This window comes from Microbacterium sp. B24, from assembly GCF_000333415.1.
GTDB lineage: Bacteria > Actinomycetota > Actinomycetes > Actinomycetales > Microbacteriaceae > Microbacterium.
Map to the genome: position 1 here is coordinate 1 of NZ_BADB01000004.1, position 1,502 is coordinate 1,502.

Annotated in this window: 2 protein-coding genes and 1 pseudogene; all 3 read left to right on the plus strand. The window is 67.1% G+C overall.

Features of this window, described 5'->3' with window-relative positions; translation table 11 throughout:
* Window positions 1-32: 32 nt before the first annotated feature.
* Window positions 33-188 (plus strand): annotated as a pseudogene (locus I5I_RS16165) (Holliday junction DNA helicase RuvB C-terminal domain-containing protein); the annotation flags it as partial.
* A 65-nt stretch (window positions 189-253) separates the two neighbouring features.
* A complete protein-coding gene (locus tag I5I_RS00050) occupies window positions 254-685 on the plus strand; it encodes a preprotein translocase subunit YajC (RefSeq protein ID WP_036314691.1) in 432 nt (143 codons plus the stop codon).
* Window positions 686-720: 35 nt separating this feature from the next.
* Window positions 721-1,502 (plus strand): preprotein translocase subunit SecD (locus I5I_RS00055; RefSeq protein ID WP_374699894.1); only part of this gene is annotated, 782 nt, incomplete at its 3' end.

The following is a 1,502-nucleotide window of genomic DNA, read 5'->3' on the forward strand; positions in this document are numbered from 1 at the left end:
ATTCGAGCTCGGTCCCGGGGATCCTCTAGAGTCAGGAAGCTGAGACGATCGAATCGGTCGTCGAGCCCTATCTCGTGCGCATCGGCTTTCTCGGGCGCACGCCGCGGGGACGGGTGGCCACGCCCGAGGCCTACGCGCACCTGCGCGTGCCCAGGCCGGACGGGGCGCTCAGATTCGATGACCTATAATCACTGAAGGCTTCCTGCCGCCCTCTTCAGCGTCGATCCGGCGCACTCCCGAAAGGTGTATCCGCATGGATTGGATTCTGCTCGTCGCGATGGTGGCGCTGCTCGGCTTCATGTTCTGGAGCTCCCGCAAGCGCGCCGCCAAGATGAAGGCGGAGCAGGAAGCCAAGGCGCGAGCGATGCTCCCCGGCGTCAAGGTCCTGCTGCAGGGCGGCCTGTACGGCGTGCTCGTCTCCTACGACGGTGAGGACCTGTCGAAGGCGGCGACCGTCGAACTCGCCCCGGGCGTCGCGGTCGAGGTCCACAGCCAGGCCATCCTGCGCGTCGTCGACGAGGAAGACGGCACCGTCACCGAGGACGAGTTCATCGAAGCCGAGGCCGACCAGGCCGAGTACGAGGGCGACGTCGCGAACGGCATCATCTCGTCGGTGAGCGACGACCGCGCCGCCGCGGCCGGCGAGCAGAAGGCCGAGCCCGGCGACGCCAAGCCGCACGCCTGACCTCGCTCCACGTTCTCGAAGAAAGCTGACCCTCCGTGGCCACACCCACCCCGGTGCGCCGTGCCTGGCGCGCACTGACCGGACTCCTCGTCATCACGGCACTGCTGTTCGGAGTGAATGCCCTCGGCGTCTACGTCTTCGGCAAGAGCTCCTGGACGCCTGAGCTCGCGCTCGACCTGCAGGGCGGCACCCAGATCATCCTCGAGGCGAAGACGCCCGACGGCGCCGCACCGACGACCGACCAGATGAACCAGGCCGCGGCCATCATCCGTCAGCGCGTCGATGCGTCGGGTGTCGGCGAAGCCGACATCACGACCCAGGCCGGCAACCAGATCGTGGTTCAGATCCCGGGGCAGGCCGATGAGGAGACGCGCAAGCGCATCGAGTCATCCGCGCAGATGCAGCTGCGAGCCGTGCTCGCCACGACAGCGGCGAGCACGTCGTTCGTCGGCCAGGACGGCAACTCCACGCCGTACCCGACGCCCGACCCGTCTCTGGCCGCCACACCCACGGCATCGCCCACCAACGGCAGCGACCTCAGCTGGATCACCCCCGCGCTGCAGGCGAAGTTCCTCGCCTACGACTGCACGAACAAGGACAACGACCCGGCGAACAGTCCCGCAGATCAGCCGCTGATCGCGTGCGACCCGACGGGCACGGCGAAGTACCTTCTCGGTCCCGTCGAGCTCGACGGCTCGTCCATCAGCGATGCCACGAGCGGCATGAACACTCAGAACGGTCAGTGGGTCGTCAACATCGTGTTCGACGATCAGGGCACAAAGATCGACTCTAGAGGATCCCCGGGACCGAGCTCAAT